At 66.8% G+C, this 13,426-nt stretch carries 9 protein-coding genes and 1 riboswitch; of the genes, 7 read left to right on the plus strand and 2 right to left on the minus strand.

The genetic code is table 11. From position 1 onward, the window contains the following. Nucleotides 1–15: 15 nt before the first annotated feature. Entirely contained in the window at nucleotides 16–1,860 is a 1,845-nt protein-coding gene (gene thiC, locus AC5P7A_RS13635) for a phosphomethylpyrimidine synthase ThiC (protein ID WP_032955989.1), read from the minus strand. Nucleotides 1,861–1,942: 82 nt separating this feature from the next. Next, nucleotides 1,943–2,044: riboswitch (TPP riboswitch) on the minus strand. Between the two features lie 265 nt (nucleotides 2,045–2,309). On the opposite strand from thiC, the gene AC5P7A_RS13640 reads away from it, so the two are divergent. After that, on the plus strand, nucleotides 2,310–3,887 hold the full coding sequence (locus tag AC5P7A_RS13640; protein WP_495220209.1) for a BCCT family transporter: 1,578 nt from the start codon (nucleotides 2,310–2,312) through the stop codon (nucleotides 3,885–3,887). Nucleotides 3,888–4,430: 543 nt separating this feature from the next. On the opposite strand, the gene ggt is transcribed toward AC5P7A_RS13640, so the two are convergent. Next, a complete protein-coding gene (gene ggt, locus AC5P7A_RS13645) occupies nucleotides 4,431–6,149 on the minus strand; it encodes a gamma-glutamyltransferase (RefSeq protein WP_495220210.1) in 1,719 nt (572 codons plus the stop codon). A 688-nt stretch (nucleotides 6,150–6,837) separates the two neighbouring features. Between ggt and ilvC the strand changes: the two genes are divergently transcribed. The 6 genes from ilvC to AC5P7A_RS13675 all read left to right on the plus strand — a co-directional run bounded on the left by ilvC (nucleotide 6,838) and on the right by AC5P7A_RS13675 (nucleotide 13,384). Further along, nucleotides 6,838–7,812 (plus strand): ketol-acid reductoisomerase, encoded by a 975-nt coding sequence (gene ilvC / locus AC5P7A_RS13650; RefSeq protein ID WP_014648333.1) that lies wholly within the window; start codon nucleotides 6,838–6,840, stop codon nucleotides 7,810–7,812. Between the two features lie 39 nt (nucleotides 7,813–7,851). Further along, nucleotides 7,852–9,588, plus strand: a complete 1,737-nt coding sequence (ilvG, locus tag AC5P7A_RS13655) for an acetolactate synthase 2 catalytic subunit (protein WP_014648334.1) — start codon at nucleotides 7,852–7,854, stop codon at nucleotides 9,586–9,588. Beyond that, on the plus strand, nucleotides 9,572–9,823 hold the full coding sequence (locus tag AC5P7A_RS13660) for an ACT domain-containing protein (RefSeq protein WP_111206939.1): 252 nt from the start codon (nucleotides 9,572–9,574) through the stop codon (nucleotides 9,821–9,823). The genes ilvG and AC5P7A_RS13660 overlap by 17 nt, the downstream gene beginning before the upstream one ends. 96 nt (nucleotides 9,824–9,919) lie before the next feature. Then, nucleotides 9,920–11,011 (plus strand): threonine dehydratase, encoded by a 1,092-nt coding sequence (locus AC5P7A_RS13665; protein ID WP_049420878.1) that lies wholly within the window; start codon nucleotides 9,920–9,922, stop codon nucleotides 11,009–11,011. Beyond that, on the plus strand, nucleotides 11,008–12,594 hold the full coding sequence (locus AC5P7A_RS13670) for a 2-isopropylmalate synthase (protein WP_049440612.1): 1,587 nt from the start codon (nucleotides 11,008–11,010) through the stop codon (nucleotides 12,592–12,594). Before AC5P7A_RS13665 ends, AC5P7A_RS13670 begins: the two co-directional genes overlap by 4 nt. A 10-nt stretch (nucleotides 12,595–12,604) precedes the next feature. Next, nucleotides 12,605–13,384 (plus strand): class I SAM-dependent methyltransferase, encoded by a 780-nt coding sequence (locus tag AC5P7A_RS13675; RefSeq protein ID WP_445978730.1) that lies wholly within the window; start codon nucleotides 12,605–12,607, stop codon nucleotides 13,382–13,384. Nucleotides 13,385–13,426 lie beyond the last annotated feature (42 nt).

Genomic DNA, 13,426 nt, shown 5'->3' on the forward strand with positions numbered 1-13,426 from the left:
ACCACCGTCTGCGCATCACCCCTGGTGGTAGACCTCGGCACCCGCGGCGCGGAACTCCTCCGACTTCTCCTTCATGCCGGCCTCGGCGTAGTCACGCACATCCTGGGTGATCTTCATCGAACAGAAGTGCGGGCCGCACATCGAGCAGAAGTGCGACAGCTTGTGCGCATCCTTCGGCAGCGTTTCGTCATGGAACTCCCTGGCCTTCTCCGGATCCAGGCCAAGGTGGAACTGGTCTTCCCAGCGGAACTCGAAGCGCGCCTTGCTCAGTGCGTTGTCGCGTACCTGCGCGCCCGGATGGCCCTTGGCCAGGTCGGCCGCATGCGCGGCGATGCGGTAGGCCATGATGCCGTCACGCACGTCCTGGCGATTGGGCAGGCCGAGGTGTTCCTTCGGCGTCACGTAGCAGAGCATCGCCGTGCCGAACCAACCGATCATCGCCGCACCGATCGCGCTGGTGATGTGGTCGTAGCCCGGCGCGATGTCGGTGGTCAGCGGCCCCAGCGTGTAGAACGGCGCTTCGCCGCATTCACGCAGCTGCTTGTCCATGTTCTCCTTGATCAGCTGCATCGGCACGTGGCCGGGGCCTTCGATCATGGTCTGCACATCATGCTTCCAGGCGATCTTGGTGAGCTCACCCAGCGTCTCCAGCTCACCGAACTGCGCCGCGTCGTTGGCATCGGCGATGCAGCCCGGGCGCAGGCCGTCACCCAGCGAGAAGGTCACGTCATAGGCCTTCATGATTTCGCAGATGTCTTCGAAGTGCGTGTAGAGGAAATTCTCCCTGTGGTGCGCCAGGCACCACTTGGCCATGATCGAACCACCACGGCTGACGATCCCGGTCACGCGCTTGGCGGTGAGCGGCACGTAGCGCAGCAGCACGCCGGCGTGGATGGTGAAGTAGTCCACGCCCTGCTCGGCCTGCTCGATCAGCGTGTCGCGGAAGATCTCCCAGGTGAGCGCTTCGGCGCGGCCGTCGACCTTCTCCAGCGCCTGGTAGATCGGCACGGTACCGATCGCCACCGGCGAGTTGCGGATGATCCACTCGCGGGTTTCGTGGATGTGCTTGCCGGTGGACAGGTCCATCACGGTGTCACCACCCCAGCGGATCGCCCACACCAGTTTCTCCACCTCTTCGGCAATGCCCGAGGACACCGCGCTGTTGCCGATGTTGGCGTTGATCTTGGTCAGGAAGTTGCGGCCGATGATCATCGGCTCGCTTTCCGGATGGTTGATGTTGTTGGGCAGCACCGCGCGGCCGCGCGCGATTTCATCGCGCACGAACTCCGGCGTGATGATCTTCTGGATCGAGGCGCCGAACGCCTCGCCCGGGTGCTGCTGCAGCAGGCCGGCATCGCGGATCGCGTCCAGCCGCTGGTTTTCGCGGATGGCGACGAATTCCATTTCCGGCGTGATGATGCCGCGGCGCGCATAGTGCATCTGGGTGACGTTCGCGCCTGCACGTGCACGTCGCGGCAGGCTGCGTGTGGGGAAGCGCACAGCATCGAGCTTCGGATCGTGCTCGCGGTCGCGGCCGAACGACGAACTCAGGCCGTCGAGCTGTTCGGTATCGCCGCGCTCCTCCACCCAGCCACGACGCAGCGCCGGCAGGCCCGCGGACAGATCGATACGCGCGTCCGGATCGGTGTACGGGCCCGACGTATCGTAGACCGTGACCGGTGCATTCTCCTCGCCGCCGAACAGCGTCGGCGTGCGGGTCAACGCGATCTCGCGCATCGGCACCTGCAGATCCGGACGCGAACCGGGTACGTGGATCTTGCGCGAGCCGGGAATGGGCCGGGTCACGGATTCGGAGAGTTGCTGGGCCTGTTGCTGCAGGGCGGAGAGCTGTGCGTTCATCGGGCATCGTCCAGGAAGGTCAGGGACGAAGCGGCGGCGCACTGCGACCGCGCACGGACGGTCCTTGGGCGGTGTCCGGGCACGGCTGCACTGCAAAGCTTCCCTACGCCGGTATGAGCCGGATCAGGTTCCAAGGGACTGTCTCAACCGTGGCCACATGGCCGCGGTACCCCCGCTTCTTGGCGTGCATTAGAGCATAGACCGCCCGCTCCGGGAGTTGCCCCCGCGGTCAGATCCGCTTTCCTGTGGAAAGCGGATCTGATCCGGATCGTTGTTCGTTAACAGAACCATGACGTCGCGTTCAGTAACGTGCACGTCCGTCGCCCTCCAGCGACCGATGCGTCCTTCGCCGCCGACGCGGCCCCTGCCCGGTTCGCGCTGCATGCCGCCGGTCCTTCGCTGCAAGCTCTGCTCGCTCCCCTCAATCCCTTGATCGGAGAAGCTCCTTCATGGTGTTTCGCGTTTCCATTGCACTGGTTCTCCTGCTGGTGCTGCTTGCCGGTATTGCACCAGGCCCCTTCAATGCCGTGGTGCAGTCGATGCTGGCAGAAGTCATCCGCAGCGTCGGCTGGCTGTACCTGCTGGTGGTATTCCTGGCCCTGGTGTTCCTGATGTACCTGGCTTTCGGTCGCTTCGGCAACCTGCGCATCGGTGGCGAAGACGCCGAGCCCGAGTTCTCGCGAGCCAGCTGGATGTCGATGCTGTTCGCCGCCGGCATGGGCATCGGCCTGGTGTTCTGGGGCGCCGCCGAGCCCATTTCGCACTTCAGCAAGCCACCGGAAGGGCTTGCTCCGCAGAGCCTGGATGCGGCACGCGCCTCGATGCGCTATGCATTCTTCCACTGGGGCCTGCACCCGTGGGCCATCTATGCGCTGATCGGGCTGGCAATGGCCTGGTTCCAGTTCAACCGCAACGGCCGCGGCCTGGTCAGCGACATGCTGCAGCCGATCATCGGCCGCCACCATCGCGGCTGGATCGGTAGGGCGGTCAACATCGCTGCAGTGGTCGCCACCGCGATCGGTGTCGCGACTACGCTGGGCTTCGGCACCATCCAGATCGCCGCCGGCATCGAGCGCGTCTTCAGCGTGCAGGCTACCGTCGCAGTGCAGATGACCATCATTGCCGTCGCCTTCGTGCTGTACATGGCGTCCACCGCCAGTGGCGTGGAGCGAGGTGTGAAGTGGCTGTCCAATTTCAACCTGGCGTTGGCTGCCCTGCTGGCCGCCATCCTGCTGGTGCTGGGGCCGACCGGCTTCATCTTCGATACCTTCACCACCACGCTGGGCTCCTACCTCAACCAGCTGGTGACGATGAGCCTGCGCATGTCACCGTTCTCCGGCAGCACCTGGGTGGCGGACTGGACAATCTTCTACTGGGCCTGGTGGATCTCGTGGGCACCGTTCGTGGGGTCGTTCATCGCACGCATCTCGCGCGGCCGCAGCGTGCGCGAGTTCGTGATCGGCGTAGTGCTCGCGCCGACGCTGCTGGGCTTCTTCTGGTTCGCCGTATTCGGCGGCACCGCGCTGTGGGCACAGATCTTCGGCCATGCCGACCTGGTGCAGGCGCTGGGCAATGGCTACGAGACCGTGCTGTTCACGCTGTTCGACAGCATGCCGCTGCCGCTGCTGCTGTCGTGCATCGCACTGGTACTGCTGATGATCTTCTTCGTGACCTCGGCCGACTCGGCGGTACTGGTGCTGGCCAGCATGTCCACTGACGAAGCAGGCGATCCTCCGTTGAAGCGCAAGCTGGCCTGGGGCATCGCGGTGGCGTTGATCGCAGCGGCCTTGCTGCTGGCCGGTGGCCTGGATGCACTGCAGGGCATGATCACGATTGCGGCGTTGCCATTCGCGCTGCTGATGGTGCTGGTGATGGTGTCGCTGTACCGCGTGCTCGACCAGGAGTACACGCGTGAGCGGCGGCAGGCGCAGCGCCAGCGGCACATGATCGATGCGTGGATCGCGCGCGAGATGGCGGCGCAGGAGGAGACCCAGGCCGAAGCGGCGCGCGCGCAGGATTCGGATTGAGGATGTTTTGCAGCCTGCGGCTGCACTGCTTTTTTCAAGCAACGGCAACGTCTAAACCGGCTTTGGGATGCTGAGGGTTTGGCGGGGCGGTGTGGGTGGGCAGGACACGCCGTAAACCCATCCTTGGGGGCTCGATGGCGCCATCCATAGCGCCAACGGTCCTGCCCACCCACACCGCCCCACGCCCGACAGATTTTCGGTGACGGTTGGTTTTCCACGCTTTGCGTGGAAGATGTGTATCGGAAAACAAGAAGGGGTCGGATCCGTTTTCCTGCGGAAAACGGATCCGACCCCAACCCAAAGCCCGCGGCTGTTGCCGTTGCCTTTGCTCTTGCTCTTCTTTTTCCCTTCCTGCGGTGACGGACACGGAAACTGTCCGTGGCCGGGCGGGTGGGTTGGCTGGGGGCGTGAGCCGCATGGATGCGGCGACCGAGCCTACAGGGACGTATTCACGGCGTCCCCCAGACAATCCACCCGCCTGGCCAAGCCAAGCATCGCTGAACCATCACCGCAGAGGGGGCTGCGCCCGGTGGCCGGGAAACCTCAATACCCCGCCGCCTGCCCATCCTTGCGACTCTCCGAAGCTCCGTAATAAACCCCGCTCTCGGGGTCGCGCATGATCGCCTGGTACCCGCCATAAGGCCCATCGGCGAACACGATGCGATGCCCCTTGCGCATCAGCGCACGCACCGTCTCGTACGGGAAGCCGGTTTCCAGATTCACTTCACCACCGTCGGTCATCGCCGTGGCCTGTCCGGTCGGTTCGGTCGAGCCCTCGTGCTGGATGCGCGGTGCGTCACCGGCTTCCTGCAGGTTCATGCCGAAATCCACCAGGTTCATCACAATCTGCGCGTGGCCCTGCGGCTGCATCGCGCCGCCCATCACGCCGAAGCTGGCGTACGGCTTGCCGCCCTTGGTGATGAACGCCGGGATGATCGTCTGGAACGGCCGCTTGCCCGGTGCATAGCCGTTGGGATGGTTCTTCTGCAGCACGAACATCTCGCCACGATCCTGCAGGATGAAGCCCAGTCCCGGCGGCGCCATGCCGCTGCCCATGCCGCGGTAGTTGGACTGGATCAACGACACCATCATGCCGTCGGCGTCGGCCACGGTCATGTAGATCGTGTCGCCTTCTTCCAGCTGCTTCGGCGTGCCCGGCTGCACTTCCTTCAGCGCCTTGTCCATCGAGATCAGTGCGCGGCGCTGCGCGGCGTATTCCTTGGAGATCAGCTTCTGCACCGGCACCGGCTGGAAGGCCATGTCGGCATAGAAGCGCGCGCGGTCGGCGAAGGCCAGCTTCTTCGCTTCGACGAACAGGTGCACGTGCTCGGGTGAACCGAACGGGATCTTCGAGAAATCGTAGCCTTCCAGCACGTTGAGGATCTGCAGGGCGGCGATGCCCTGGCTGTTCGGCGGCAGCTCCCACACGTCGTAGCCACGGTAGTTGCTGCTGACTGGTTCGACCCACTCACCATGGTGGTCGGCCATGTCCTGGTAGCTCAGGTAGCCACCATTGGCCTTGAAGTAGTCGCCGATGGCGTGGGCAATGGCGCCCTTGTAGAAGGCATCGCGTCCGCCGTCGGCAATCTGCTGCAGGGTGCTGGCCAAGTTCGGGTTCTTCCACATCTCGCCCTTGCGCGGGGCGTGGCCGTTGATCGTGAACTGCTCCTTGAAGCCCGGGTACTGCGACAGCTTGGGCACCGAGCGGTCCCAGTAGTAGGCGATCACCTCGGCGACGGGATGGCCCTCGCGCGCGTAGCGGATGGCCGGCGCCAGGTTGTCGGCCATCGGCTTGCGGCCGAAGCGGTCGTGCAGCGCGAACCAGCCGTCGACCGCGCCGGGCACGGAGACCGGCAGCGGGCCGGTAGCCGGGATGTCCTTCAGGCCACGTCGCTGGAACTCGGCCAGGGTCAGCGACTTCGGCGAGTGCCCCGAACCGTTGTAGCCGTAGAGCTTCTGCGTCTTCGGGTCCCAGACGATGGCGAACAGGTCGCCACCGATGCCGTTGCCGGTCGGCTCCATCAGGCCAAGCGCGGCGTTGGCGGCGATCGCCGCGTCCACCGCCGAGCCTCCCCCTTTCATCACGTCCAGTGCAATCTGGGTGGCCAGCGGCTGCGAGGTAGCGGCCATCGCATGCGGGGCGATCACCTCCGAACGGGTGGCAAAGGTGTGGCCGGTGATGCGGTCGGCGGCAAGGGACAGAGCGGGCACGGCGGCCAGCACGGCGGCGGCCAGCAGGGAACGGGCAAGGCGTCGGGACACGGTCGGGTTCCGATGGAAGGGTGGTCCCCCGATCTTCGCCGCTGCGGCCATCCTGGGGTATCGGGCAGAGGTCATGGACGTTGATCCTGGGGTGGGGGTGCAAGGTCCGCACCCAGCAAGGCGAGGATCCGCCGGATTCCGCGCAAAAACCGCCCTGAAAGGAGTGAATTCCGGTTCACCGAAACACTTTCAGCGGCAACCATCCTTGTGCCACAGGCGATTGCGCCGGATGCAACGGAAACCAACAAGAATTCCGTCGCGAGGGTTGACATCGCCAAAACGGCTGTGTTTCTCTCGATCACATGTTGCATCACAACACGCCACCGCGAACCCACAACGAAGCCGCCGACATCGGCGCCGCCTCGCTGCGTTCGATTCTTGTGCTCGTACTTATTACCCAACCAACAGGTGCGGGACGAGCCAGCGTGTAAGCAACGAATACACCGGAACTCTTCAAAAACCCGCACCCGCCCCGGTGCGGGTTTTTTCATTTCAGAACCTGGTTTCAGACGCAACCACCATGCACAACGCCCAACGCAAAACCCGGACCCACACCGCCGCCACGCCTCGTGGTGGCTGTGCCTGCGCGGCGCATGGTGCCTCCTCCACCGCTTTCCCCTGACCGGCCGGTACGTCACCTCGACGACCGGCCGTTCTTTTTTTCTTCCCACCGCAAGGAACCTCCCCCATGAGCACCAACGACCTGCCCCAGACCAAGATCGCCGTCATCGGCTACGGCAGCCAGGGCCGCGCCCACGCACTGAACCTGCGCGAATCCGGCTTCGACGTGGTGGTAGGCCTGCGTCCGGGCGGCCCGACCGAAGTCAAGGCACAGGCCGACGGCTTCACCGTGAAAGCACCGGCCGACGCGGTGAAGGATGCGGACCTGGTCGCCGTGCTGACCCCGGACATGGTGCAGAAGAAGCTCTACGACGACGTGCTGGCGCCGAACATGAAGCAGGGTGCGGTGCTGCTGTTCGCGCACGGCCTGAACGTGCACTTCGACATGATCAGGCCGCGCGACGACCTGGACGTGGTGCTGGTTGCGCCCAAGGGCCCGGGCGCGCTGGTGCGCCGCGAGTACGAGATCGGCCGTGGCGTGCCCTGCATCTGGGCGGTCTACCAGGACAAGAGCGGCAAGGCGGCCGAGTACGCACTGGCCTATGCGGCCGGCCTCGGCGGTGCACGCGCCAACCTGATCCAGACCACCTTCAAGGAAGAGACCGAGACCGACCTGTTCGGCGAGCAGGCGGTGCTGTGCGGCGGTGCCTCGGCACTGGTGCAGGCCGGTTTCGAGACCCTGGTCGAAGCGGGCTACCAGCCGGAGATCGCCTACTACGAAGTGCTGCACGAACTGAAGCTGATCGTCGACCTGTTCTATGAAGGCGGTATCTCGCGCATGCTGGAATTCATCTCCGAGACCGCGCAGTACGGGGACTACGTCAGCGGCCCGCGGGTGATCGACGCCGGCACCAAGGCGCGCATGAAGGAAGTGCTGAAGGACATCCAGGACGGCACCTTCACCAAGAACTGGGTGGCCGAGTACGAAGCGGGCCTGCCGAACTACAACCGGTTCAAGCAGGCCGACCTGGAGCACCCGATCGAGAAGGTGGGCAAGGAACTGCGCGCCAAGATGGTCTGGTTGCAAGGACAGGCCGCGTAACCGCGCGGCCCTCCCCCACCCGCTTTGCAAGGTTCCCCCATGAACTCTTCCACACACCGCAGCGCGCCGCCCAACGGCGCGCGCTGGCTGACCCAGGCGCTGGAAGCCGAAGGCATCCGCACGCTGTTCGGCTATCCCGGCGGCACCATCATGCCGTTCTACGACGCGCTGGTGGATTCGTCGCTGAAGCACATCCTGGTGCGCCACGAGCAGGGTGCCGCACTGGCGGCGAATGGATTCGCCCGCGCCAGCGGCCAGGTCGGCGTCTGCGTGGCCACCTCCGGCCCGGGCGCCTCCAACCTGGTCACCGGCATTGCCGATGCAATGCTGGATTCGGTGCCGATGGTCTGCATCACCGGCCAGGTCGCCACGCCGCTGCTGGGTACTGACGCTTTCCAGGAACTGGATGTGTTCGGCCTGACCATGCCGATCGTCAAGCACAGCTGGCTGGTGCGCAGCGTCGACGACCTGCCGCGCGTGGTCGCCGATGCCTTCCGCGTCGCCCGCGAGGGCCGGCCCGGCCCGGTGCTGATCGACCTGCCCAAGGACGTGCAGCTGGCCGATGCCAGCCACCTGCCGGCGCACGTGCCGAGCAGCGTCGAGCCGCCACCTGCGCCGGCCGAAGCGGCCATCGCCGAAGCCATCGCCGCACTGGCGGCCGCCGAGAAGCCGGTGGTCTACGCCGGTGGCGGCATCGCGCTGGGCGATGCGGTGCAGGACCTGCGCGACTTCGTCGAAGCCAGCGCCATCCCCACCGTGATGACCCTGCGTGGCCTGGGCGCGCTGCCGGCCAGCCATCCGCAGTCACTGGGCATGCTGGGCATGCACGGTACCCGCGCGGCCAACATGGCGGTGCAGGAAAGCGACCTGCTGCTGGTGCTGGGTGCACGCTTCGACGACCGCGCCACCGGCAAGCTGGCCGAGTTCGCACCGTTCGCCCGCGTCGTCCATATCGATGCCGACGCCTACGAGATCTCCAAGCTGCGCAGCGCCGATGTCGCCGTGCCTGGCAACGTCGGCCATGCCATCCGTGCCCTGCGTGCGGCCTTCCCCTCCCCCAAGGCCCATCAGGACGCGTGGCGCAGGCGTTGCGCGCAGCACCGCGACCGCTTCTCGGCACGCTACGACGCACCGGGCCAGCACATCTACGCCCCGGCGCTGCTGAAGCGCCTGAGCGAGCTGGCCCCGGCCGATGCGGTGATCGCCTGCGATGTCGGCCAGCACCAGATGTGGGTGGCGCAGCACTGCCGCTTCAACCACCCGCGCAACCACCTGACCAGTGGCGCGCTGGGCACCATGGGCTTCGGCCTGCCGGCGGCGATGGGTGCGCAGTTCGCATGCCCGGAGCGCACCGTGGTGCTGGTGTCCGGCGACGGCAGCTTCATGATGAACGTGCAGGAGCTGGCGACCATCGCGCGTTGCCGCCTGCCGGTGAAGATCGTGCTGCTGGACAACAGTTCGCTGGGCATGGTGCGGCAGTGGCAGGAACTGTTCTTCGCCGAGCGTTACAGCGAGATCGACCTGTCCGACAACCCGGACTTCGTGGCGCTGGCACAGGTGTTCGGCATCGCCGCCACCCGCATCGACAACCGCGACGACGTGGAAGGCGGCCTGGCCGCGCTGCTGGCCGAACCGGGCCCGGCCCTGCTGCACGTGGCCATCGATGCACGTGCCAACGTGTGGCCACTGGTGCCGCCGAACACCGCCAACAGCACGATGCTGGAAAGCAACCCCGCCCATGCCCGCCAGGAGACCCCCAATGCAATACCGGCTTGACCTGGTGCTGCACCCGGCCGAAGGCGCGCTGCTGCGCGTGATCGGCATGGCCGAACGCCGCGGCTTCGCACCGCGCGCGATCAGCGGTGCGCCGGTGGCCGACGACGATGGCCGCTGGCACCTGCAGCTGGTGGTGGATGGCCAGCGCCCGGCGGAAACGCTGTGCCGGCAGATCGAGAAGATCTACGACTGCGTGTCCGTGCAGGTCACTGCCATGGAAGGAGCATCCGTATGAACACCCGTACCGTAGTGACCACGGTGCCGGTACGGAGGCGTCTTCTTCGCCGCCCGTGCCCGCATGCGGCGGTCGCCCGCACCGCGCTGGTGGCCCATGCCGGCCGCTGATGCCAGCCAGGAAAGCGATGTCGGCGACGTAAGCGTCGCCGACGTACTGGCGGCGCAGGCCCGGCTGCGGCGCTTCCTGCCGCCTACCCCGCTGCACCATGCCGAGCGCTTCGGCACCTGGCTGAAGCTGGAGAACCTGCAGCGCACCGGGTCCTACAAGGTCCGCGGCGCGTTGAACGCGCTGCTGGCCGGCCGCGAGCGCGGCGATACCCGGCCGGTGATCTGCGCCTCGGCCGGCAACCATGCCCAGGGCGTGGCGTGGGCGGCCTACCGCCTGGACGTGCCGGCCATCACCGTGATGCCGCATGGCGCACCGGCCACCAAGATCGCCGGCGTCGCCCACTGGGGCGCGACCGTTCGCCAGCACGGCACCAGCTACGACGAGGCCTACGCCTTCGCGGTCGAACTGGCACAGCGACACGGCTACCGCTTCCTGTCCGCGTTCGACGACGCCGATGTGATCGCGGGCCAGGGCACGGTCGGCATCGAGCTGGCCGCACACGCGCCGGACGTGGTGATCGTGCCGATCGGCGGCGGTGGACTGGCCTCCGGCGTTGCACTGGCGCTGAAATCGCAGGGCGTTCGCGTGATTGGCGCGCAGGTGGAAGGCGTCGATTCGATGGCACGTGCGATCCGCGGCGACGTGCGCGAGATCGCCCCGGTTGCCTCTCTGGCCGACGGCGTGCGGGTGAAGATTCCCGGCTTCCTGACCCGCCGCCTGTGCACCTCGCTGCTGGACGATGTGGTGATCGTGCGCGAGGCCGAACTGCGCGAAACGCTGGTCCGGCTTGCGCTGGAGGAACACATCATCGCCGAGGGCGCGGGCGCGTTGGCGCTGGCGGCCGGCCGCCGCGTCGCCGGCCGCCGCAAGTGTGCGGTGGTGTCCGGCGGCAACATCGATGCCGGTGTCCTGGCCGGCCTGCTCACCGACATCCGTCCGCGCCCGCCACGCAAACCGCGGCGACGGCGCAGCGAAACCCCGCGCTCGCCGACCAAGGCCAGCGCCCTCGCCTCCCCCGCCTCTTCCCCTTCCCCCCTGCAAGCCGTCGCACCCGCTGTCGAGGAGATTTCCCTGTGACCACCATCGAACGAATTACCACCCCGCGCATCCGCATCTTCGACACCACCCTGCGTGACGGCGAGCAGTCCCCCGGCTGCAGCATGAGCCCGCCGCAGAAGCTGGTGATGGCGCGTGCGCTGGACGAACTGGGCGTGGACATCATCGAGACCGGCTTCCCGGCCAGCTCGCAATCCGACCGCGAGGCGATGGCGATGATCGGCCGCGAGCTGCGCCGCCCGAGCCTGAGCCTGGCGGTGCTGTCGCGCTGCCTGCAGGCCGATATCGAGACCTCCGCACGTGCACTGGAAGCGGCAGCCAACCCGCGCCTGCACGTGTTCCTGTCGACCAGCCCGCTGCACCGCGAGCACAAGCTGCGGATGACCCGCGAGCAGGTGCTGGAGTCGGTACGCAAGCACGTCTCGTTGGCCCGTTCCTACATCGACGACGTCGAGTTCTCGGCCGAGGATGCCACCCGCACCGAGCTGGACTACCTGATCGAGGTTTCGCGCGTGGCCATTGCCGCCGGCGCAACCACCATCAACCTGCCCGACACCGTCGGCTTCACCACGCCGGAAGAAATCCGCGCGATGTTCCAGCAGGTCATCGCCGGCGTCGCCGACGTGCCGAACGCGGCCAACGTGATCTTCAGCGCGCACTGCCACAACGACCTGGGCCTGGCGGTGGCCAACTCGCTGGCCGCCATCGAAGGCGGTGCACGCCAGGTCGAGTGCACCATCAACGGCATCGGCGAGCGCGCCGGCAACTGTTCGCTGGAAGAGATCGCGATGGTGCTGAAGGTCCGCCAGGCCTTCTACGAACAGGACAGTTCGATCAACACCCCGCGCATCGTCGGCACTTCGCAGCTGCTGCAGCGTCTGGTCGGCATGCCGGTACAGCGCAACAAGGCCATCGTCGGTGCCAACGCGTTCGCCCATGAATCGGGCATCCACCAGCACGGCATGCTGCGCCATCGCGGCACCTACGAAATCATGCGTCCGGAAGACGTGGGCTGGGAAGATTCGCAGATGGTGCTGGGCCGCCACAGTGGCCGCGCCGCCGTCGAAGCGCGCCTGCGTGCGTTGGGCTTCTGGCTGGACGAAGACGAACTGAAGCTGGTGTTCGAGCAGTTCAAGGGCCTGTGCGAACAGCAGCGCGTGGTCACCGATGCCGACCTGCAGACGTTGATGCAGGGCGGCTCCAGCGCGCAGGGCTACCGCCTGGCCTCGATGACCATCAGCGACGTCGGCAGCCGCGCCAACGCGCTGGTCGAACTGTCCGACCCGGATGGCAACCGCGTGGCCGAGACCGCGCAGGGCGACGGCCCGGTCGATGCGCTGTTCGGCGCGCTGTCGGCCGCCACCGGCGTGCAGCTGATGCTGGACAGCTATCACGTGCACAGCGTCGGCATCGGTGCCGATGCGCGTGGCGAAGCCAACCTGAGTGTGCGCCATGACGGCGTGGAGTACGACGGCACCGGCACCAGCAAGGACATCATCGAAGCCTCCGCGCTGGCCTGGCTGGATGTGGCCAACCGCCTGCTGCGCCAGCGTCAGGCCGCCGTCCACAGCAGCACCGACGTTCCCGCTTCCGCCACCGCCTGAGGATCCCACCATGAGCGCCTTCGACACCCCCACCCAGGCCAGCGCCGCTGGCCAGCAGTGGAACGCCCAGGACTATGCGATCGATGCCGGCTTCGTGCCGCTGCTCGGCGGTGCGGTATCGCGCCTGCTCGACCCGCGCGCCGGTGAGCGCATCCTCGACCTGGGCTGTGGCGATGGCGTACTCAGCACCGAACTGGCCCTGAGCGGTGCGCGCATCCACGGCGTGGATGCCTCGCCGGAACTGGTGATCGCCGCCCGTGCGCGCGGCGTCGACGCCCAGCTGATGGACGGCCACGCACTGTCGTTCGACAGCGAGTTCGATGCGGTGTTCAGCAATGCGGCACTGCATTGGATGACGACTCCGGACCGCGTGCTGGAAGGCGTGCGCCGCGCCCTGCGCCCCGGTGGCCGCTTCGTCGCCGAGTTCGGCGGCCACGGCAACGTGGCCACGATCATCGCGGCCGTGCAGGCCGCGCGCGTGGCCCACGGGCATGGCGCCAGCACCTTCCGGTGGTACTTCCCGACGGCCGATGCCTACGCCGATCGCCTGCGCCAGCATGGCTTCCAGGTGCAACTGATCGAGTGCACGCCGCGCCCGACCGCACTGCCGACCGGCGTGGCCGGCTGGCTGCGGGTATTCGCCGCACCGCTGCTGGACGACCTGCCGGCCGAGGCCCGCGCCACCGTGCGCGAGGCGGCCACCGCACTGCTGGCCGAGCTGCCGCGTGACGCATCTGGCCAGCCGCTGGCCGACTACGTGCGCCTGCGTGTGCTCGCCCGCCGTCGCTGACTTGACCGTTCCGCTTTCCTTACTGATGTTCGCTATTTCGTA

The organism is Stenotrophomonas sp. YJH_SMC_65 (assembly GCF_059369475.1).